Origin of the sequence: Pseudomonas sp. JV245A, from assembly GCF_032424515.1 — a bacterium.
GTDB lineage: Bacteria > Pseudomonadota > Gammaproteobacteria > Pseudomonadales > Pseudomonadaceae > Aquipseudomonas > Aquipseudomonas protegens.
This window is the reverse complement of sequence record NZ_VYKE01000381.1, coordinates 1-1303: the sequence shown is the minus strand read 5'-3', so window position 1 is coordinate 1303 and position 1303 is coordinate 1. Positions and strand designations below refer to the sequence as shown.

Annotated in this window: 3 protein-coding genes; 2 read left to right on the top strand and 1 reads right to left on the bottom strand. The window is 64.8% G+C overall.

The features are described from left to right. A partial coding sequence (locus tag F6S12_RS31825; protein WP_315869867.1) for an ADP-ribosylglycohydrolase family protein occupies positions 1–390 on the bottom strand: 390 nt, incomplete at its 3' end. A gap of 133 nt (positions 391–523) precedes the next feature. Here F6S12_RS31825 and F6S12_RS31820 point away from each other — a divergent pair. Together F6S12_RS31820 and F6S12_RS31815 are read left to right on the top strand one after the other, a co-directional pair. Continuing rightward, positions 524–982: an SRPBCC family protein gene (locus F6S12_RS31820; RefSeq protein ID WP_011062395.1), complete on the top strand. Its 459-nt coding sequence runs from the start codon at positions 524–526 to the stop codon at positions 980–982. A 78-nt stretch (positions 983–1060) separates the two neighbouring features. Then, on the top strand, positions 1061–1303 hold a 243-nt coding region (locus tag F6S12_RS31815; protein ID WP_315869866.1), incomplete at its 3' end, for an aminoglycoside phosphotransferase family protein.

The following is a 1303-nucleotide window of genomic DNA, read 5'->3' as shown; positions in this document are numbered from 1 at the left end:
GCCATTGCCGGCGGTCTGCGGGTCGCTGGAACCCGCCAAGGGCTGGCCGTGTTCCTGATAGTCGGCCAGGGCCTGGCGCACCGTCATACCGATATCGAAGCATTCGCCGGTGGCGCTCAGGTAGCCCCATTGCCACCAGTTGAGGTAGCGGCCCATCTGGTCGGCGGGGTCGAAACCGTCCTTGCGCAACAGGCTTTCCCCCAGGCACAGGGCCATGGAGGTGTCGTCGGTCCACTGTCCGGCCTTGAGGTTGAACGGGCCGCCGCCCAAGAGATCGGTGACCGGGGGGAAACTGCCCCGTGGCTTGAATTCCACACTGGTGCCCAGGGCATCGCCACAGGCCAGGCCCAGCAGGCTGCCACGGTAACGGTCGGTGAGGGTGAGGGGCATGGCAGGTCCTTTGCAGAGGTATTGGCGCCGGCGACAGTAGCATTTTTCGTTCTGGGCAAGCTGTGGGTCCTTCGGCCAGATAAAGGTTGCGCTCGATTCAGAGAGGTCTAGTGTTCATCACTGGAGGTGGCCCATGAATTCTTCAGATCGCATCGAACGCAAGATCCTGCTCAAGGCCGACCCGGCCCAGGTCTGGCAGGCGCTGAGCGAGGCCGAACGCTTCGGCCGCTGGTTTGGCGTGGCCCTGGCCGGCCAGCAGTTCATACCCGGCCAGCGGGCCCGGGGCGCGGTGACCTACCCAGGCTATGAGCACCTGACCTGGGATGTCCTGGTGGAGCAGATGCTGCCCCAGGAGCTATTCTCCTTCCGCTGGCACCCCTACGCCATCGATCCCGCGCAGGACTATTCGGCAGAGCCCAGCACCCTGGTCCGGTTCGAACTGGAAGAGCACGCCGGTGGTACCTTGCTGCGGGTCACCGAGTCGGGCTTCGACGGCATTCCCGCCGAGCGCCGGCTCAAGGCCTTTCGCATGAACAGCCGGGGCTGGGACGAGCAGATGAGCAATATCGAGAACTACCTGCAGCAGGGTTGAAACAGGCAGTTGCAAGCGGCACGTTGCAGAGCCAGGCCTGTCGCCTGAAACTGGCTGCTTCCCGTCTGGAGCAGCCCCTTGTTCGAAACCTATATGAAACGCTGGCGCCTGACGCCCGATGGCGATCCCATCGTCACCCCGGGCAGCCGCTTGTTGCCGGTGCGTCTGCAAGACGGTGCGCCGGCCATGTTGAAGATTGCCCTGGATGAACACGAGCAGGCCGGCAACCGGCTGATGGCCTGGTGGGCCGGGGAGGGGGCGGCGCGGGTTCATGCCCAGCAAGGCGATGCCCTGCTGATGGAGCGCGCCATGGGCAAGGGT